This is a genomic window from Stenotrophomonas sp. 59 (genome assembly GCF_030291095.1).
Lineage (GTDB): Bacteria > Pseudomonadota > Gammaproteobacteria > Xanthomonadales > Xanthomonadaceae > Stenotrophomonas > Stenotrophomonas maltophilia_Q.
Map to the genome: position 1 here is coordinate 1,736,114 of NZ_CP127408.1, position 18,206 is coordinate 1,754,319.

Below are 18,206 nucleotides of genomic sequence, written 5' to 3' on the forward strand. Positions count from 1 at the left end.
CCTCAGGCGTCCTTCGCCTCATGCGGCGCCGCCGCCGCGGCCGCATCGTGCCCCAGCTCATACTCCGCGTCGTAATCCCACGGCCCGCCATCGGCCGCCGCCGGCCCGCACGAAATCGAGATCGCCCCCTGGTCCGCCGGACCCACCACGCGACGGTTGATCGCGAACAGATTGCGGCCCAGGTCATGCGCGGCCGGCGCGGTGTTCGGTGCCAGCGAACGTGCGGCCCATTCGGCCGCATCCACCAGCACTTCCAGCGTGCCAGCTTCACCGTCCAGGCGGATCATGTCGCCCTCGCGCACCTTGGCCAGCGGGCCACCGCGCGCCGCTTCCGGCGTCACATGGATGGCCGCCGGAATCTTGCCCGAGGCACCGGACAGGCGGCCGTCGGTGACCAGCGCCACACGCCGGCCCTGGTTCTGCAGCAGGCCCAGCAACGGCGCCAGCGAATGCAGTTCGGGCATGCCGTTGGCACGCGGGCCCTGGTAACGCACGACCGCCACGAAGTCCTGCGGCAGCAGGCCACCGGCGTGCAGCTTGTTCAACACCTGCGGTGCATCCACCACCACTGCCGGTGCTTCGATCGTGCGGTACTGCGGTTTCACCGCCGACAGCTTGATCAGCGACTTGCCCAGATTGCCGCGCAGCAGGCGCAGGCCGCCCTGGTGTTCGAACGGGTTGTCGACACCACGCACGACCTCGTCATCGGCGCTGTGTTCCAGGCCCGGCAGATAGACCAGCTGGCCGTCGCGCAGCTGCGGTTCGCGCGCGTAGTCGGCCATGCCGCCGCGCGCCACGCTGACCAGGTCGCCGTGCATCAGGCCGGCCTTGATCAGCTCACCGAACACGAACGCCGGGCCGCCGGCAGCAGCGAAACGGTTCACGTCGGCGTCGCCGTTCGGATAGACGCGGGCCAGCAGCGGAATCAGCTGCGACAGCTCGTCGAAGTCGTCCCAGGTCAGCACGATGCCGGCGGCACGTGCCACCGCGATCCAATGGATGGTGTGGTTGGTCGAACCGCCGGTGGCCATCAGCGCGATGACCGCGTTGATGATCGCGCGCTCGTCGATGATGCGGCCCAGCGGACGGAAGTCATCGCCCAGCGCGGTGATGTCCAGCGCACGTTCGGTCGCTTCGCGGGTGAGTGCATCGCGCAGCGGCGTGCCCGGATTGACGAACGACGCGCCCGGCAGCTGCACGCCCATCGCTTCCAGCAGCACCTGGTTCGAGTTGGCGGTGCCGTAGAAGGTGCAGGTGCCGGCGCCGTGGTACGAGGCGGACTCGGCTTCCAGCAGCTCTTCGCGGGTGGCTTCGCCGGCGGCATAACGCTCGCGCACTTCCGCCTTCTGCTTGTTCGGGATGCCCGGGGTCATCGGGCCGGCCGGCACGAACACCGCCGGCAGGTGGCCGAAGGCCAGTGCACCGATCAGCAGGCCGGGCACGATCTTGTCGCACACGCCGAGGTAGACGGTGGTGTCGAACATGTCATGGCTGAGCCCGATCGCGGTCGCCTGTGCGATCACATCGCGCGAGAACAGCGACAGTTCCATGCCGCCACGGCCCTGGGTGACGCCGTCGCACATCGCCGGCACGCCGCCGGCCACCTGTGCGGTGGCGCCCAGCTCGCGGGCGATCCCGCGGATCTGCTCGGGATAGGTCTCGAACGGCTGGTGCGCCGACAGCATGTCGTTGTAGGCGGTGATGATGCCCAGGTTCGGCGTCACGCCACCGCGCAGGCGGCTCTTGTCGGTGCCGCCGCAGGCGGCGAATCCGTGGGCGAGGTTGCCGCAGCTCAGGCGGCTGCGGAACGGGCCCTCGCGCAGGGAGGCGTCGATTGCGGCCAGGTAGGCAGCGCGCGAGGCGGCGCTGCGGCGGATGACGCGCTCAGTGATGGCTTGCAGTTGCGGATGGAGGCTCATTGGCTACCGGCGTTCGTGGTGGCGAGAGGCAAGCGGCGGCATGCGCCGCCGCCGACATCAATCAGCCCAGTGGACGCGCAGGCGCGCGCCTTCCAGGTTGATCGCATTGAGGATCGGGTACTGCTGGGCGTCATTGCTGTCCAGCGCCTGGCGCAGCACCTGCAGCTTCTGCTTGCCGCGCAGCAGCAACAGGCGCTGGCGGCACTGGCGCAGGCCATGCGGCGTCAGCGTGATGCGCAGCGGCCACTGGTTCGCGCCCGGGCAGCCGGTGGCATCCAGCGCTGCGTAGGGCAGGGTGCTTTCCAGCGCACGGGCCAGGTCCTTCGAACCCGGGAACAGCGAAGCGGTGTGGCCGTCGTTGCCCATGCCAAGTGCCACCAGGCTCGGCGGCTGGCTGTGCTGGGCCTGCAGGTTGGCGGTATAGACGCATTCCGGCAGCGGCTTGCCGATCCGCACCAGCGGATCGAAGTGGGCGCCTTCGGCGCGCTTGAGCAGGTGCTCGCGGACCAGCCAGGCGTTGCTGTCGCGATCCTGCGGCGACAGCCAGCGCTCGTCGGCCAGGCTCACCTCCACGCGGTCCCAGTGCACGTCCAGTTCGGCCAGGGCCTGGTACACCGGCGCTGGCGTGGTGCCACCGGACAGCAGGATGCGCGCACGGCCTACTTCATTGATGTCGTGGTTGAGGGTCTGCGCCATCTCGGCGGCCACCGCTTCGATCCAGCCATCGGCGTCGCCGTGGTGGATGAACTCGATGCGATCGTCGTGGAAGGTGGGGCTCATGCGGCAACTCCTGGTGCGTCACGTTCGGCGTCGGCGGCATAGGCGGCGGCGCCCAGCAGCCCGGCGTGGGGGTGCATCACGGCCAGCGACGGCACCCGCGCCATGATCGAGGAGAACCGCCCCTTGTGTTCGAAGCGCTGGCGGAACCCGGAGTGCTGCAGTGAATCGAGCATCTTCGGGGTCAGTCCGCCGGTGAGGAACACGCCGTCCCAGGCGCCCTGGGTCAGTACCAGGTCGCCGGCAATGGCGCCGAACACGGCGCAGAACACATCGACGGTGCGCATTGCCTGCGGATCGCCATGCAGGGCGCGGGCGGTCACGTCCACCGGTTGCAGCTGGCCCGGGTCGATGCCGGCCATCTCGCACACCGCGCGATGGATGTTGACCAGGCCGGGGCCGCAGATCAGCCGCTCGTTGGAGACGCGGCCGAACTGCTCGGACAGGATCTCCAGGATGCGGATCTCTTCCGGAGTACCCGGCGGGAAGCTGACATGGCCGCCTTCGGTTTCCAGCGGATAGCAGCGGCCGTGGCGCAGGATCAGGCCACCGACACCGAGGCCGGTACCCGGCCCGATCACCGCGTAGTTGCGCGGCTGGCCCGGCTTGCCCGGCACCCAGGCGGCACCGCCGACCTGGACCACGTCATCGGGTTGCAGCAGCGAGATCGCCATCGCCTGCGCGGCGAAGTCGTTGATCAGGTGCAGTTCGTTGAAACCCAGCATCGCCGCGGTGCGGCTGCGCGAGATCACCCACGGATGGTTGGTGATGCGGGCTTCATCGCCATCGACACGGCCGGCCACCGCGAATACGCCGCGGCTGGCGGCAGCGCCGATCTGCTCAAGGTGGTGGCGGGCCGCATCGCCGAGCGACGGGAACTCTGCCACTGCATATTCGCGGATGCTCTCCTTCAGCAATGGCGCGTCCAGCGAGGTGTCGGCCAGGGCGAAGCGGGCGTTGGTGCCGCCGATGTCGGCGACCAGCACCGGCTGCGAGCTGGCACTCATGCCGAGGCTCCGCTGTCCGGTGCGTCCACGCCCTGCGGCAGGAACTCCGTTGCGTTGCTTGGGCCCCATTGGCCAGCGGGGTAGGGTTCGAGCGGCAGCTTGGCCTCTTTCCATGCGTCGGCCACGCTGTCGATCCAGGCCCAGGCGGCACGTACTTCGTCGTCGCGCACGAACAGCGTGTGGTTGCCGTTGAAGGCGTCCAGGAACAGGCGTTCGTAGGCGATGCGGCGATGCAGGCCGGTCGGCACCGACAGTTCCAGTTCCAGCGGATGCAGTTCCAGCGCGCCCCATTCCGGGCCGGCCAGGCTGCTCATCAGGCCCAGTTCGATGTTTTCCTGCGGCTGCAGCTGGAACACCAGGCGGTTCGGTGCGGCCTGCGCACGCTGCGGACGCTCGAACAGCCAGTGGGTGACCGGCTTCAGCGTGACCACCACGCGGGTGGTGCGCTCGGGCAGGCGCTTGCCGGTGACCAGGTGGAACGGCACGCCGCTCCAGCGCCAGTTGTCGATGTGCGCGGTGACACCGGCGAAGGTTTCCACGTCGCTGCCTTCCGGCGGCTGGTAGGCCTGCGCCGGCTGGCCATTGATGGTGCCGGCGGTGTAGCGGCCGCGGATGCTGTCACGCGCGGCGTGCTTGGCATCGAGCGGACGCAGCGCGCGCAGCACCTTGACCTTCTCGTCGCGGATGCGGTCTGCCTCCAGCGAGGCCGGCGGTTCCATCGCCACCATGCACAGCAGCTGCAGGATATGGCTCTGCACCATGTCGCGCAGCGCACCGGAACGGGCGTAATAGGCATCGCGGCCATCCACGCCCTCGCTCTCGGCCACCAGGATGTGCACCGATTCGATGTAGTTGCGGTTCCACACCGCTTCCAGCAGCGTGTTGCCGAAGCGCAGTGCGATCAGGTTCTGCACCGCTGCCTTGCCCAGGTAGTGGTCGAGGCGGAACACGCGGTCCTCGTCGATCCACTGGCCGATGGTGGAGATGATCTCCTCGGCGCTCTCGCTGTCGCTGCCGATCGGCTTTTCCAGCATCAGGCGCGCCGGCGCGGCGAGGGCGCCGCCCTTGGCCAGGCCTTCGCAGGTGGAGATGTACAGGCCCGGCGGAATGGCCAGGTAGCTGACGCACTTGCGGTGCACCAGGTCGGAGACCGCGGCGGCGACAGAGTCGACGTCGCGCAGGTCGACCGAACGGTAGTCGATGCGGCGCAGCAGGCCGTTGATGTCGTCCTGCGATGCCATCGGCATGGCCTGCTGCAGGCGCGGGCGCAGGATGTCATGGAAGGCTTCGGTGTCATGCCCGGAAAGGGCCAGTGCGCGGATGCGGAAGTCCTCCGGCAGCAGGCCGTCGCCAAGCAGGCGAAGCAGCGAAGGGAACAGGTAGCGCTGGGCCAGATCACCTGTGGCACCGAACAGGAAGAGGGTGTCGTGCATCGCTCGAGTTTCAGATCCGGGTGACATCGTTGTCAATCGCTTCATGGCTGGGTTCGGGGGACATCCGCGCAACTGCCTGTCCGAGGTTCGTCAGGGGCGTTCTACCGTACTGCGGAAGACCGTTCCATTCGAAACCACTGCCCCGGCGGAACCTTCGTTCAACCGCCGACGCAGATCGGTGCGCACCGATCATCGGATAGTGCCACGTGAAAACGTTTACATGGCAGAATGGGCAACTGTATTCGATTGCAGTGCTCGCCGTCATGCGGCAAGCGCGCAATCATCACTGCCATCGGGAGGGCCGAGGCAGTCCCAAAAGACAGCCCGGCTTCGGGCGGACCGGATAGGTGATATGGCAAAAGTGCAGTTGCAGGGTGTGCGCAAGGTCTATGACAACGGCCAGGTCGCGGTGAAGGACGCCACCTTCGAGGTCGCCGATGGCGAGCTGATGGTGCTGGTCGGTCCGTCCGGCTGTGGCAAGTCGACCCTGCTGCGGATGGTGGCCGGCCTGGAGGAGATCAGCGGCGGCACGCTGAGCATCGGCGACCGCGTGGTCAACGACGTGGCGCCGAAGGACCGCGACATCGCCATGGTCTTCCAGAGCTACGCGCTGTACCCGCACATGACCGTGGCCGAGAACCTGGCCTTCGGCCTGAAGCTGCGCGGCCATGACAAGGCCACCATCGACAAGCGCATCGCCGAGGCGGCGCAGACGCTGGGCCTGACCGAGATGATGGACAAGCTGCCCAAGGCGATGTCCGGTGGCCAGCGCCAGCGTGTTGCGCTGGGCCGTGCGCTGGTGCGTGAGCCGGCGGTGTTCCTGCTGGACGAGCCGCTGTCCAACCTCGATGCCAAGCTGCGCCACAGCGTGCGTACCGAAATCGCGCAGCTGCACCGCAAGCTGGGCACCACCATGATCTACGTGACGCACGATCAGGTGGAAGCGATGACCCTGGGCCAGCGCATCGTGGTGCTGAAGGACGGCATCATCCAGCAGATCGATACGCCGATGGCGCTGTACGACCGCCCGGCCAACCTGTTCGTGGCCGGCTTCCTCGGCAGCCCGGCGATGAACGTGCTGCGTGGGATGCTGCAGGGCGATGCCGGTGGCGTGACCGTGGTCGACGGCGACTGGCGTGCACCGCTGGGCCAGGCCACGATCGATCCGGCGTGGCTGCAGAAGCCGATCGCGGTGGGCGTGCGCCCTGAGCATCTGCAGCCGGCGGCGGCCGACGATGCGCATGCGTTCAGCGCGCGCATCGAAGGCATCGAGCCGGTCGGCAATGAAATCTTCGTCAACCTCAGCAGTGGCCAGCATGCGCTGACCATGCGCGTGGCGCCGCAGTCGCTGCCGGCCGTGGGCGAGGATATCCGCGTGGCGATCCACCCGCAGGGCCTGCATTTCTTCAACGCGGAAACCGGCGAACGCCTCTGACCCTGTAGAGCCGAGCCCACGCTCGGCTGTATTTCATGGAGAAGCCGAGCATGGGCTCGGCTCTAGAGAAGGTGGGTTCAGTAGATCCACGCCATGCGTGGATGAGGTGCCGGAAGAAGCAGTGCGGACCAAGGTCCGCACCCACCAGGTGAGGTCGGCACACACCAGGTCAGGTCCGCACCCACCCGATGCGGTTTCCCAACAGCCTCAGCGCGCCAACCCATCCAGCAACGGCACACGCTGCGCCACGGCGCCCCCCACCTGCAGCTCGGCGTCGCCGGCCTCCAGTGGCAACACCGCCAGCGCCAGCTCACCGGCCACGCTGGCAATCGTCCCCAGCGCGGCGCCGTCCTGCTGCACGCCATCGCCGGCCTGCGCCGGTGCGGCGGTCTGCAGCAACTGCACCGCGCGCTTGGCCTTGCCGAGGAAGTGGGTGCGGGCAACGATTTCCTGGCCCGGGTAGCAGCCCTTCTTCACGCTGTAGCCGTTCAGGCGGTCCAGGCCCAGCTGCTGCGGGGTCCACACTTCGCGCTGGCTTTCATCCAGCCGCGGCAGGCCGTAGCGCAGGTCGGCCTGGCGCCAGGCCAGGGCGAAAGCGGCCTCATCGGTTTCGCTGCCGGCGGCAAAGGCATCAGCGGCGCCAATCCGCAGGCTGCGCGGCAGTGCGTCGCTGCCCAGGTCCAGTTCCCAGTCGTCCGCTGCAGCGTGCGCAATCGCGGCGCCGCTGGCGGCCTCCGGCGCAGTGAACGCGCCGGCCACGGCCAGATCGCTGCGCACCTGCACCTTCACCTTGCGACGGAACACGAAGCGCTGCAGTTGCGACGCAATCGCATCGGCATCGCCGTCGGCCAGCACCAGCATCACGTGGTCCTCGGCCAGCCGAAGCAGCTGGAACACCGCCAGGGTGCGGCCCTTGGCGCTCAGCCAGGCACTCCACTGCCAGTGCAGCAGGGGCAGGGCGGTGACGTCGCTGCTGAACTGGGCGTGGGCGAAAACGGCCGCATCCACACCCTGCAGGCTCAGCAGCTGGTGGCCGGGCAGGCGCGGATATCCGACGAAAGCAGGGGGCAGGTTGTCAGGCACGTGAACGAGGTCTAAAATTTGTGCGTTGCGAGACCGAACATGATAGGCCAAACAACCCCCACTCCCGACGACGAATCTGAAGCCCCGCTGGTCCCCGCGGCACCCGTGCCCGTGGAACAGGAAAAAGCAGAGGAATTCGGCGGCCGCGGCGGACTTGATCCGGTGCGGTATGGCGATTGGGAGAAAAACGGACGCTGCATCGATTTCTGATCAGCATTGAGCCAACGCGGCCGTGTGCCGCCCAGCCGAGACAACGAGCCCAGCGAATGGCGACCAGACAACGCCCACTTTCCCCGCACCTTCAGGTGTATCGCTGGCAGATTCAGATGGCCACCTCGATCCTGCATCGAGCCACTGGCGTCTTTCTGTCTGTTGGTGCCCTCATCATCGCCGCCGGCCTGCTGGCCCTGATGATGGGGCCCGAGTCCTGGAACTGCTTCACCGGCCATGCCGGGGCCTGGTATGGCCGCGTGTTCCTGTTCGCGTGGACATGGTCGTTCGCCTACCACCTGTGCAATGGCATCCGCCACATCGTGCAGGACTTCGCCATCGGCTTCCGCATCGCCACCTTCATCCGCAGCAGCTGGATGTCGGTCATCGGCAGCCTGGTGATCACCCTGGCCGTGTGGGCCTATGTGATGTTCGGAGGTGCCGCATGAGCAAGTTCCGTACTCCGCTGAAGAGCGTGCGTGGCCTGGGTTCGGCCAAGACCGGCACCGAGCACTTCGTGCATCAGCGTCTGACCGCTGCCGCGCTGGTGGTGCTGGGCATCTGGTTCCTCGTGTTCGTGCTGGGCCTGCTGGGCTCGGATTACGCGACCGCCACCGCCGCGATCGCCAAGCCGTGGAACGCGGTGCCGCTGATCGGCCTGCTGATCGCCATGTTCTGGCACGCGCAGCTCGGCCTGCAGGTCGTGCTGGAAGACTACATCCACGAATCGCTGCTGGCCCTGGTGCTGCAGACCGCGGTGAAGTTCGTCGCCGTGCTCGGCATGATCGTCAGTGTGTTTGCGGTGGGCCGCATCGCCCTCGGCGTTGCCTGAGCCCAGGCGCCAAGACAGGAATCCAGACTAGATGTCCGCTTACAAGATTACCGAACACAAGTACGACATGGTCGTGGTCGGCGCCGGCGGCGCCGGCCTGCGCGCCACGTTCGGCCTGGCCGCCAAGGGCCTGCAGACCGTGTGCCTGACCAAGGTCTTCCCGACCCGTTCGCACACCGTTGCCGCCCAGGGCGGTATCTCGGCCGCACTCGCCAACATGGGCGAGGACGACTGGCGTTACCACTTCTTCGACACCATCAAGGGTTCGGACTGGCTGGGCGACCAGGACGCCATCGAATACATGTGCCGTGAGGCCATTCCGGCCATCATCGAGCTCGAACATTACGGCGTGCCGTTCTCGCGTACCGCCGAAGGCAAGATCTACCAGCGCCCGTTCGGCGGCATGACCACCAAGTACGGCGAAGGCCCGGCGGCGCAGCGTACCTGCGCGGCGGCCGACCGTACCGGTCACGCGATGCTGCATACCCTGTACCAGCAGTCGCTGAAGCACGATGCGCGCTTCATGATCGAGTACTTCGCGCTCGACCTGATCTTCGACGACGAAGGCGCCTGCCGCGGCGTGCTGGCCCTGGACATGTCCGACGGCACCCTGCACCTGTTCCGCGCCCAGGGCGTGGTGCTGGCCACCGGCGGCTACGGCCGTGCCTACTTCAGCGCCACCTCGGCGCACACCTGCACCGGTGACGGTGGCGGCCTGGCCATGCGTGCCGGCCTGGCCATGCAGGACATGGAGTTCGTGCAGTTCCACCCGACCGGCATCTACGGCGCCGGCTGCCTGATCACCGAGGGTGTCCGCGGTGAAGGCGGCATCCTGCGCAACAGCAGCGGCGAGCGCTTCATGGAGCGTTACGCACCGCATTACAAGGATCTGGCCTCGCGCGACGTGGTCAGCCGTTCGATGACCATCGAGATCCGCGAAGGCCGCGGCGTCGGCGAGCACAAGGACCACATCCTGCTCGACCTGACCCACCTCGGCCCGGGCGTGATCGACGACAAGCTGCCGGGCATCGCTGAAAGCGCCCGCATCTTCGCCGGCGTCGACGTGCACAAGCAGCCGATTCCGGTAATCCCGACCGTGCACTACAACATGGGCGGCATCCCGACCAACTACCACGGTGAAGTGGTGCAGCGGGTCGGCGACAACGACAATGCCGTGGTGCCGGGCCTGTACGCCATCGGCGAAGCGGCCTGCGTGTCGGTGCACGGCGCCAACCGCCTGGGCTCGAACTCGCTGCTGGACCTGGTGGTGTTCGGTCGCGCGGTGGCCAACCGCTGCGCCGAGACCATCAAGCCGGGCGCGGCGCACAAGCCGCTGCCGGCCGATGCCTGCGACAAGGCGCTGGGCCTGCTGGACAAGCTGCGCCACGCCAACGGCGATACCCCGACCTCGGTCATCCGCGATCGCATGCAGCGCACCATGCAGGCCGACGCGGCGGTCTTCCGCACCAGCCAGACGCTGAAGGAAGGCTGCGAGAAGATGGACAAGATCTTCGACTCGTTCCAGGACGTGAAGGTCTCCGACCGTTCGCTGGTCTGGAACTCGGACCTGATCGAGACCTACGAGCTGAACAACCTGCTGCTCAACGCGGTGGCGACGATCAACTCGGCCGAACAGCGCAAGGAAAGCCGCGGCGCGCATGCGCACGAGGACTATCCGGACCGCGACGACGTCAACTGGCAGAAGCACACCCTGGTCAGCGTCGACGAGAAGGGCAAGTGCAGCTTCGACTACCGTCCGGTGCACATGTACACGTTGACCGACGACGTGTCCGTGGTGCCGCCGAAGCCGCGCGTGTACTGATCCGACCCCGCCTACCATGCAATCCGCGCCCAAGGGCGCGGGCCGCCTGAGCCAACGAGAGCAGCCATGGCCGAGTTTTCACTCCCCAAGAATTCCAAGATCACGAAGGGCAAGCACTTCCCCGTCAAGAACGGCGGCAAGAACGTGCGCACCTTCAAGATCTACCGCTGGAGTCCGGACGACGACAGCAACCCGCGCACCGATACCTATGAAGTCGATCTGGACGCCTGTGGCCCGATGGTCCTGGACGCCCTGATCAAGATCAAGAACGAGATCGACCCGACCCTGACCTTCCGCCGCTCCTGCCGCGAAGGCATCTGTGGTTCGTGTGCGATGAACATCGACGGCACCAACACCCTGGCCTGCACCCGAGCCATCTCGGACTGCGGCAAGAAGGAAGTGCCGATCTACCCGCTGCCGCACATGAACGTGGTCAAGGATCTGGTTCCGGACCTGACCCACTTCTACGCGCAGTACGCCTCGATCAAGCCGTGGATCCGCACCCAGACCCCGGCACCGCCGGACCGCGAGCGCCTGCAGTCGCCGGAAGACCGCAAGAAGCTGGACGGCCTGTACGAGTGCATCCTGTGCGCCTGCTGCTCGACCAGCTGCCCGAGCTACTGGTGGAACGGCGAGCGTTACCTGGGCCCGGCGATCCTGCTGCAGGCCTACCGCTGGATCATCGATTCGCGCGATGAGGACACCGGTGCGCGCCTGGACGATCTGGAAGATCCGTTCAAGCTGTATCGCTGCCACACCATCATGAACTGCGCCCGGACCTGCCCGAAGGGCCTGAACCCGGCGTTGGCGATCGCCGAGATCAAGAAGCTGATGATGGAGCGCCGCGCCTGATACGGTCCGGCTGTACCTGGTAGAGCCACGCCACGCGTGGCTGCACCACCTCAGTAGAGCCACGCCATGCGTGGCTTTGCTGTATCTGGAGAAACACGATGGAAGAAGACGTTCTGCTGAAGAAGCTGCGCTGGCGCTGCCGCCGCGGCATGCGCGAGCTAGACCAGCTGTTCGGCCGTTACCTCGACCACGAATGGAGCACTGCGCCGACCGAAGAGCGCGAGGTTTTCCTGTTCCTGCTCGACTGCGAGGACGATAGGTTGTGGCGCTGGTTCATGGGCTATGAGGCCTGCCCGCATGCGCACGCAATCCCCCTCATGCAGAAGATCCTCGCCCTCAAGCCTTGAGTGGCGGCCCTCACGGCTGCAGGCCGCCGCCCAGCTGGCGGTGCTGCTGGCCGCACCCTGGCTGCTGCGCGCATCGGACCTGCCGCCGCGCCTGCTGATGCCCGCGGTACTGCTGGCCTGGGCCATTGGCGTGACCGAACTGGCCTGGCGACAGCGCAGGCCGCGCGTGCAGGTGCTTCTGCCGGCGCCACCCGAGCCGCTGCAGGTGGCGGGGAAGGAGGTGGAGGCGCCGCAACTGGTGGTGCGCGGCCCCTGGCTGCTGTTGCTCTGGCGTGAGGATCGGCGCCGCCGGCGCCTGCTGTTCTGGCCGGATGTGCTCGATTCCGGGCAGCGACGTGAACTGCGACTGGCCGTCGCCGCACGCAGCGTTTCCCGTCGGCCCCGGTCGATGGCACCATAAGCTGAATTGACCGGCGTGCCTGCATGTTCAAACCCATCCCCGTGGCCATCGGCCTGCGCTACCTGCGCGCCAAGCGCCGCAACGGCTTCATCTCCTTCATCTCGATGGCATCGATTCTGGGCATCGCGCTCGGCGTCACGGTGCTGATCACCACCCTGGCGGTGATGAGCGGTTTCCAGAAGGAAATCCGCAGCCGCCTGCTGCAGATGACCGCGCACACCACCATCAGCCGCGACGGCGAGCCGATGCCGGACTGGATGCGGGTGGTCGACGTGGCCAACAAGGATCCGCGCGTGGCCGGTGCCGCGCCCTACATCGAGATCCAGTCGATGATCAGCGGCCCGCGCGTGCAGGGCGCGATCATCCAGGGCATCGATCCGGCGCTGGAGCCGAAGGTGTCGGTGATCGACAAGAAGATCACCAAGGGCAGCTATGACAGCCTCAAGCCAGGCAGCTTCAACGTGCTGCTGGGCAAGGAGCTGGCGATCTGGCTGGGCGTGGACGTGGGCGACCAGGTGCTGGTGACCTTTGCAGAAGTGCAGGGCACGCCTGCCGGCGCGGTGCCACGGATGAAACGCTTCACCGTCAGCGGCATCTTCGAGGCCGGTTACAACGAAGTCGACCGTGGCGTGGGCTTCGCCAACATGCAGGACCTGGAGCGCGTGCTGCGCAGCGACGGCGCCACCGGCGTGCGCCTGAAACTGCACGACATGGACCGCTCGTTGGAAGTGGGCGTGGATCTGGCGCAGAACCTCGGTGGTGCCTACCGGGTGAGCGACTGGACCCAGCAGAATGCCAACCTCTATCACTCGCTGCGCATGGAGAAGGTGGTGATGGGCATCCTGCTGTCGCTGATCATCGCCATGGGTGCCTTCAACCTGGTCTCCTCGCAGGTGATGCTGGTGACCGACAAGCAGGCCGACATCGCCATCCTGCGCACCCTCGGCCTGACCCCGGGCGGCGTGATGCAGGTGTTCATGGTGCAGGGCTCGCTGATCGGCATCTTCGGCACGCTGGCCGGCCTGATCGGTGGCATCACCCTCACACTCAACCTGGAGCGCATCCTCGGCGCCATCGAGAGCGTGTTCAACGTCAAGCTGATGCCGGAGGATGTCTACTACATCACCGGCCTGCCGACCGACATGCAGACCGGCGACGTGGTGGCGATCACCGTGGTCGCACTGCTGATGAGCTTCCTGGCCACCCTGTACCCCGCCTGGCGGGCAGCACGCACCCAGCCGGCGGAGGCCCTGCGTTATGAATAAGGTCTTCAACCGCGGCGATGAAGTGATCCGCGCCGAAGCACTGGGCAAGACCTACGCCGAAGGACGCATGCAGACCCCGGTGTTCGATGGCCTGGACCTGACCGTGACCGCCGGCGAGACGGTGGCGATCATCGGTGCCTCCGGCGCCGGCAAGAGCACGCTGCTGCACCTGCTGGGCGGCCTGGACATTCCGACCGCCGGCGAGGTCTATGTGACCGGCCAGCGCATGTCGGCGCTGTCGGACACCGCGCGTGGCCTGCTGCGCAACCAGGCACTGGGTTTCGTCTACCAGTTCCATCACCTGCTGCCGGAGTTCACCGCGCTGGAAAATGTGATGATGCCGGTGCTGCTTGCCGGTACCGCCGTGGCCGAGGCGAGCAGCCGCGCCACCACGCTGCTGGAAGCGGTCGGCCTGGGCCACCGCCTGGATCACAAGCCGGGCGAACTGTCCGGTGGTGAGCGCCAGCGTGCCGCCGTAGCTCGTGCACTGGTCAATCATCCTGCCTGCGTGCTGGGTGACGAGCCGACCGGCAACCTGGATGACCGCACCGCCGGCACCGTGTTCGAGCTGATGCTGGAGCTCAACCGCGCACGTCACACCAGCCTGGTGCTGGTCACCCACGACCGCAGCCTGGCGCGTCGCCTGGACCGGGTGCTGGAGCTGCGCGAAGGGCGCCTGCACGCACTGGCCCATGCCGACGTCTGAGGCGCTGGGCCCGCTTTGGTGGAAGCCGACCTTGGTCGGCTGCTCCTGCAGGGCAAGCGCCAACCAAGGTTGGCGTCTACCGGAATCCGGCGTTCCGGGCCCGCTTTGGTAGAGGCCGACCCTGGTCGACCAGGGAAGCCGCCGACCAGCGGCTGAATGGGGCTGCCGGTCGTCGCGCCGGCGTTGCCAGGCCAGGCGCATGATGGCGGCAGTTCCCCGAGGAGATCGCCATGAAGACCCCGCTTCTGCTGGCCGGCCTCTGCCTGGCCCTGGCCGCCTGTGCCACCACCGGTCGGATCAGCAGCACTGAAAAACTGGCCCTGTACCGCGCCCATGCGGGCGCGCCACAGAATGACATGCAGTTCTTCGGCAGCCTCAATGGCTGGACCGAACTGGGTGACAGCGCGCTGGCGGTGTGGACCCGGCCCAGCGAGGCTTATCTGCTGGAGTTGAGAGGCCCCTGCCAGGACCTGCCGTATGCCACCGCCATCGGCCTGACCAGCCAGATGGGCCGCGTGTCGTCGCGCTTCGACAAGGTGCTGGTGCGCGACCCCACCGGCGGCCCACGCATGCCGTGCTTCATCGACAGCATCCGCAAGCTGGACGTGAAGGCACTGCGCACCTCCGAACAGGAGCTGCGCCAGGCGCAGGTGCAGGAGCGCGAGGAAGCCGCGAAATAGAGAGGTAGCGCCGGGCCATGCCCGGCGGAATCGGGAACGCCGGGCATGGCCCGGCGCTATCTCGAGATCAGGCTTCCGGAGTGAAGCCAGCCGGCTTTTCCGCGTCCTTCTCGAACAGGAACTTGACCAGCTCGCCTTCAAGGAACGCGCGATGCTCCGGCGTGCGCGGCGACAGCCGGTTCTCGTTGATCAGCATGGTCTGGTGCGCCAGCCATGCGGCCCAGGCCTGCTTGCCGATGTTGTTGAAGATGCGCTGGCCCAGCTCGCCGGGGTAGGGCACGAAGTCCAGGCCCTCGGCATCGCGTTGTTCGTACTGGCAGAAGACGGTTCGGGGCATGGCACTCACTCGTGGTTGCGGGATTTCTTGGAGGTTCGTTTCGGCGTCTTGATCGTGGCGCCGTCGAGCAGTTTGCGGATCGGCGCCGGAAGGCCCAGCGCGGGCAGTTCGTCGGCAGCCACCCAGCGCAGCGTGGGTTCTTCCACGCGCAGTCCGTGTACCTGCCGTGACAATACCTGCAGATGCAGCTTGTAGTGGCTGAAGGTGTGCTGCAGCACCGGCAGTTCGTCGGCATCTTCCAGCGAGCCGTCGACATGCGTGTCGAACCAGTCCTGCAGGTCACTGCCCGCCTCGGCCTGCGGCAGCGTCCACAGCTGCGCCCAGATGCCGGTGTCCGGCCGCTTCTGCAGCAGCACGCGCTGCTGGGCGTCGCGCAGCAGCAGGGCGACCGCTTCGCGCTCGGGCAGGGTCTTGCTCGGCTTGGGCGTGGGCAGGTCCGCAGTGCGGCCTTCGCGGCGTGCCACGCACGCGTCCTGCAGAGGACAGATGACGCAGGCGGGTTTGGCCCGGCTGCACACGGTGGCGCCCAGGTCCATCTGCGCCTGGGTATAGTCGGCCATGCGCCCGGCCGGCACCTGTGCCACGTGCGCCTCGGCGATGGCCCACAACTGCTTCTCGATGGCCGGCAGGCCGGGGAAGCCGTCGATGCCGTGGTAGCGGCTGAGCACGCGCTTGACGTTGCCGTCGAGGATCGCGAACGGGTCGTTCCAGGCCTGGCTGAGGATTGCTCCGGCGGTGCTGCGGCCGATGCCGGGCAGGGCATGCAGCGCATCGAAGTCACGTGGCAGGTCGCCATCGTGCAGTTCGACGCAGCGCTTGGCTGCCGCATGCAGGTTGCGCGCGCGGGCGTAGTAGCCGAGCCCGGCCCACTGCGCCATCACCGCGTCGTTGCTGGCGGCGGCAAGGTCGGGCAGGGTCGGGAAGTGCTGCAGGAAACGCTGGAAATACGGGATGACCGTGGCCACCTGGGTCTGCTGCAGCATGATCTCCGACAGCCAGACCCGGTACGGGCTGCGCGGATGCTGCCAGGGCAGGTCGTGGCGGCCGTGGTCGTCGAACCAGTGCAGCAGGCGGGCGACGAAGTCGTCTTGCTGGGCGGTGTCGGCGCTGGCTTGCAGCTGGCGGGGCATTGGAGTTCCAGAGAGGCAGCCACCCCTGGGTTCACCCTTGTAGAGCCACCCCATGGGTGGCTGCACCAGAGTGCGGTGGCTGCACGGTCTATCAGGCACCCAGCGCTTCAGGCAGCAGGGCGTCGACGAAGGCTTCCGGATCGAACACGCGCAGGTCTTCCGGGCGCTCGCCGATACCGGCAAAGCGGATCGGAATGCCGAACTCGCGGGCCAGCGCGAACACCACGCCGCCCTTGGCAGTGCCGTCCAGCTTGGTCACCACCAGGCCGGTCACGTTCACCGCAGCATTGAACTGGCGCAGCTGCGACAGCGCGTTCTGGCCGGTGGTGCCGTCGATCACCATCAGCACCTCATGCGGCGCGGTGGGGTCGATCTTGCCGAGCACGCGGCGGATCTTGCCCAGTTCGTTCATCAGGCCGGACTGGGTGTGCAGGCGGCCGGCGGTATCGGCGATCAGCACCGAGGTGCCACGGGCCTTGCCGGCCTGCAGCGCGTCGAACGCCACCGAAGCGGCATCGGCGTTCTGCCCCTGGGCGACCACGGCCACGCCGTTGCGCTCGCCCCAGGCCTGCAGCTGCGCCACGGCAGCGGCACGGAAGGTGTCGCCGGCGGCCAGCATCAGGCTGTGGCCATCATCCTTGAAGCGCTTGGCCAGCTTGCCGATGGTGGTGGTCTTGCCGACACCATTGACGCCGACGGTGAGCACCACGAAGGGCTTGGCGTTGCGGTCGATCACCAGCGGCTTGGCGACCGGCTGCAGGATCGCGATCAGCTCGGCGCGCAGCGCGGCCAGCAGCGCATTGGCATCAGCGAACTCGCGCGACTTCATGCGCTTGCGCAGGCCTTCGACCAGGTCGGTGGTGGCGCCCACGCCGACGTCGGCGGTGATCAGTGCGGTTTCCAGCTCGTCCAGCAGGTCGTCGTCGAGCTTGGGGTTGCGCGAGAACAGGCCGCCGAAGCTGCGCGCGATGACGCTGTTGCGCAGGCGTTCGCGCCAGCCGGGCTTGCCGGCGGGCGCCGGAACGGCGTCGACCGAAGCAGCGGCCGGCAGGTCGTCGGCGGCCGGTGCCGGGGTGGACTCAGGCGCCGGTGCCGGTTCGATGGCCGCGGGCGCGATGGGAGCGACGTCGATCACCGTCGGAGCTGCCGGAACCGGAGTGGCTGGAGCCTGAATCACCGGAGTGGGCTCGACAGCGACCGGAACGACGGCTGCGGCGGGTAGCTCGACCGGTGCAGGCTCGGCTGGTACGACTACCGGTGCCGGCTCTTCGTCCTCGACCGGGGCGGCCGACGGGAACGCCGCCGCCAGCTCTTCAGCCGAGTAGTGCTGGGTCTTGGGGGCCTCCGTTGCGGGGGCATCCTGGGGCTTCTTGCGGCGGAAAAAACTGAGCATTGGCAAAAGGCGCTGAAATCAGGGGGATATGCTACCACTCGGGCCTGTCCGGCCGATGTGGACTCAAGGTCGCGGCCCGCCGGCCGTTAACTGGTCCGGAGGGCTGCGCGGGGCGGCCCGGAGACCACCATGAACAACGTCATGAACAACGTGATGGGAACTGCACTCGGCGGCATGCGTGCAGCCCAGCAGGGCGTGCAGGTGGCCGCGCACAATGTTGCCAACCTCGCGACCCCCGATGCCGAGCGCTTGCAGCTGCAGCGCAGTGCGGTGGCGCAGGGCGGGGTGGAGACGGCGGTGGCCACCACCGGTTCCGATCCGGGCGCGCCGCTGGGTGATCTGCTGGCGGCCAAGGCCGAAGTGGTGGCCTTCGCCGCCAATGCCGCGGTGATCCGTCGCCAAGACCAGTTGCTGGGGTCGCTGCTGGATCGCGAGGCCTGAGCGACCCGCCTCGGCAGGTGCCAGCCGCCGCCCCTGGTGGGTGCCAACCGCCGCCTCTGGTGGGTGCCAACCTTGGTTGGCACGCCCGACCCGCCCTGGTAGGCGCCAACCAAGGTTGGCCTCTACCAAGGCATCGC

20 protein-coding genes are annotated in these 18,206 nt (G+C 67.4%); 12 read left to right on the forward strand and 8 right to left on the reverse strand.

Translation table 11 applies throughout. The annotated features are described in order from the left end of the window. Positions 1 to 2: 2 nt before the first annotated feature. From edd to zwf, 4 genes are read right to left on the reverse strand one after another with little or no spacing between them, the layout of a single operon-like run. Positions 3 to 1,919: a phosphogluconate dehydratase gene (gene edd / locus QP552_RS08065; protein WP_111110829.1), complete on the reverse strand. Its 1,917-nt coding sequence runs from the start codon at positions 1,917 to 1,919 to the stop codon at positions 3 to 5. Between the two features lie 57 nt (positions 1,920 to 1,976). Then, entirely contained in the window at positions 1,977 to 2,699 is a 723-nt protein-coding gene (pgl, locus tag QP552_RS08070; RefSeq protein ID WP_106550784.1) for a 6-phosphogluconolactonase, read from the reverse strand. Continuing rightward, positions 2,696 to 3,703, reverse strand: coding sequence for a glucokinase (gene glk / locus QP552_RS08075; RefSeq protein WP_099554236.1), 1,008 nt, complete (start codon positions 3,701 to 3,703; stop codon positions 2,696 to 2,698). The genes pgl and glk overlap by 4 nt, the downstream gene beginning before the upstream one ends. Then, positions 3,700 to 5,136 carry a glucose-6-phosphate dehydrogenase gene (gene zwf, locus QP552_RS08080; protein WP_106550785.1) on the reverse strand — a complete coding sequence of 479 codons (1,437 nt, stop codon included), beginning with the start codon at positions 5,134 to 5,136 and terminating at the stop codon, positions 3,700 to 3,702. The genes glk and zwf overlap by 4 nt, the downstream gene beginning before the upstream one ends. A 352-nt stretch (positions 5,137 to 5,488) precedes the next feature. Here zwf and ugpC point away from each other — a divergent pair, with 352 nt between their 5' ends. After that, positions 5,489 to 6,571, forward strand: coding sequence for a sn-glycerol-3-phosphate ABC transporter ATP-binding protein UgpC (gene ugpC / locus QP552_RS08085; RefSeq protein ID WP_286075513.1), 1,083 nt, complete (start codon positions 5,489 to 5,491; stop codon positions 6,569 to 6,571). A 207-nt stretch (positions 6,572 to 6,778) separates the two neighbouring features. Here the strand turns inward: ugpC and QP552_RS08090 are convergent, their stop codons facing one another. Continuing rightward, the gene (locus QP552_RS08090) at positions 6,779 to 7,654 is read right to left on the reverse strand and encodes a folate-binding protein (protein WP_286075514.1); all 876 of its coding nucleotides are present in this window, start codon (positions 7,652 to 7,654) and stop codon (positions 6,779 to 6,781) included. A 39-nt stretch (positions 7,655 to 7,693) separates the two neighbouring features. Between QP552_RS08090 and QP552_RS08095 the strand changes: the two genes are divergently transcribed. From QP552_RS08095 to QP552_RS08140, 10 genes are all read left to right on the forward strand, one after another. Next, entirely contained in the window at positions 7,694 to 7,864 is a 171-nt protein-coding gene (locus QP552_RS08095) for a DUF1674 domain-containing protein (RefSeq protein ID WP_005409075.1), read from the forward strand. Positions 7,865 to 7,920: 56 nt separating this feature from the next. Continuing rightward, complete coding sequence (gene sdhC / locus QP552_RS08100) at positions 7,921 to 8,313, forward strand: succinate dehydrogenase, cytochrome b556 subunit (protein WP_286075515.1); 393 nt, start codon at positions 7,921 to 7,923, stop codon at positions 8,311 to 8,313. Next, a complete protein-coding gene (gene sdhD / locus QP552_RS08105) occupies positions 8,310 to 8,696 on the forward strand; it encodes a succinate dehydrogenase, hydrophobic membrane anchor protein (RefSeq protein ID WP_099554226.1) in 387 nt (128 codons plus the stop codon). The genes sdhC and sdhD overlap by 4 nt, the downstream gene beginning before the upstream one ends. A 31-nt stretch (positions 8,697 to 8,727) precedes the next feature. Then, entirely contained in the window at positions 8,728 to 10,518 is a 1,791-nt protein-coding gene (sdhA, locus tag QP552_RS08110; protein ID WP_164139248.1) for a succinate dehydrogenase flavoprotein subunit, read from the forward strand. Between the two features lie 66 nt (positions 10,519 to 10,584). Beyond that, positions 10,585 to 11,370 (forward strand): succinate dehydrogenase iron-sulfur subunit, encoded by a 786-nt coding sequence (locus QP552_RS08115; RefSeq protein ID WP_005409079.1) that lies wholly within the window; start codon positions 10,585 to 10,587, stop codon positions 11,368 to 11,370. Between the two features lie 98 nt (positions 11,371 to 11,468). Next, positions 11,469 to 11,717: a succinate dehydrogenase assembly factor 2 gene (locus QP552_RS08120; protein WP_286075518.1), complete on the forward strand. Its 249-nt coding sequence runs from the start codon at positions 11,469 to 11,471 to the stop codon at positions 11,715 to 11,717. Next, the gene (locus QP552_RS08125) at positions 11,668 to 12,117 is read left to right on the forward strand and encodes a hypothetical protein (protein ID WP_345782976.1); all 450 of its coding nucleotides are present in this window, start codon (positions 11,668 to 11,670) and stop codon (positions 12,115 to 12,117) included. The genes QP552_RS08120 and QP552_RS08125 overlap by 50 nt, the downstream gene beginning before the upstream one ends. Positions 12,118 to 12,140: 23 nt before the next feature. Then, positions 12,141 to 13,382 carry a lipoprotein-releasing ABC transporter permease subunit gene (locus tag QP552_RS08130; RefSeq protein WP_049427320.1) on the forward strand — a complete coding sequence of 414 codons (1,242 nt, stop codon included), beginning with the start codon at positions 12,141 to 12,143 and terminating at the stop codon, positions 13,380 to 13,382. Next, positions 13,375 to 14,088, forward strand: coding sequence for a lipoprotein-releasing ABC transporter ATP-binding protein LolD (gene lolD / locus QP552_RS08135; protein ID WP_014036806.1), 714 nt, complete (start codon positions 13,375 to 13,377; stop codon positions 14,086 to 14,088). Before QP552_RS08130 ends, lolD begins: the two co-directional genes overlap by 8 nt. A gap of 230 nt (positions 14,089 to 14,318) precedes the next feature. Continuing rightward, positions 14,319 to 14,768, forward strand: a complete 450-nt coding sequence (locus tag QP552_RS08140) for a DUF6491 family protein (protein ID WP_106550790.1) — start codon at positions 14,319 to 14,321, stop codon at positions 14,766 to 14,768. Between the two features lie 67 nt (positions 14,769 to 14,835). Here the strand turns inward: QP552_RS08140 and QP552_RS08145 are convergent, their stop codons facing one another. The 3 genes from QP552_RS08145 to ftsY form a co-directional block, all read right to left on the reverse strand. Further along, positions 14,836 to 15,105 (reverse strand): oxidative damage protection protein, encoded by a 270-nt coding sequence (locus tag QP552_RS08145; RefSeq protein WP_014036808.1) that lies wholly within the window; start codon positions 15,103 to 15,105, stop codon positions 14,836 to 14,838. Positions 15,106 to 15,110: 5 nt separating this feature from the next. Further along, the gene (gene mutY / locus QP552_RS08150) at positions 15,111 to 16,235 is read right to left on the reverse strand and encodes an A/G-specific adenine glycosylase (protein ID WP_286075520.1); all 1,125 of its coding nucleotides are present in this window, start codon (positions 16,233 to 16,235) and stop codon (positions 15,111 to 15,113) included. 91 nt (positions 16,236 to 16,326) lie between these two features. Then, complete coding sequence (ftsY, locus tag QP552_RS08155; protein ID WP_286075521.1) at positions 16,327 to 17,628, reverse strand: signal recognition particle-docking protein FtsY; 1,302 nt, start codon at positions 17,626 to 17,628, stop codon at positions 16,327 to 16,329. Between the two features lie 141 nt (positions 17,629 to 17,769). On the opposite strand from ftsY, the gene QP552_RS08160 reads away from it, so the two are divergent. Further along, positions 17,770 to 18,069, forward strand: coding sequence for a hypothetical protein (locus QP552_RS08160; protein WP_111110831.1), 300 nt, complete (start codon positions 17,770 to 17,772; stop codon positions 18,067 to 18,069). Positions 18,070 to 18,206: the final 137 nt, after the last annotated feature.